The organism is Actinomadura sp. 7K534, from assembly GCF_004348575.1.
Classification (GTDB): domain Bacteria; phylum Actinomycetota; class Actinomycetes; order Streptosporangiales; family Streptosporangiaceae; genus Spirillospora; species Spirillospora livida.
Map to the genome: position 1 here is coordinate 1 of NZ_SMKB01000564.1, position 390 is coordinate 390.

General features: G+C 74.6%; 1 pseudogene. It reads left to right on the top strand.

Annotated elements, in window-relative coordinates:
- Positions 1-149: 149 nt before the first annotated feature.
- Positions 150-390: pseudogene (locus tag E1266_RS37705) on the top strand (hypothetical protein); the annotation flags it as partial.

Here is a 390-nt window from a genome sequence, read left to right on the forward strand (position 1 = left end):
CCACCAGCCTCGTCCTGGCCGACTTCACCACCCCGCCCACCGGCGCACCCATCAGCGGCTCAACGGGCGCGCCCGCACCGTCTGGTGCCCCGACTGGTGGGGCGGCCCCCGCGCCGACCGGCCCGCCGGTCACGACACCGCACGCGGCGATGACGCCATGGAACGCCGGACGCGCCGCCGCGCTGATCCTGGCCCGCACCGACGCCGGAATCCTCGAGCCAGCAGAAACCAAGCCTCTGGCCGACGCCGTCCTGGACGTCCTCGGACCCAGCCGGTTGAGCGCACTGGCCGCGATGTGGCACCTCGCGCACGCCACCGGCGACGACGACGGCGACACCATGATGGACCTGGGGCGGCGCTGGTGCCGGATCCTGGGCGTCAACCCCGACC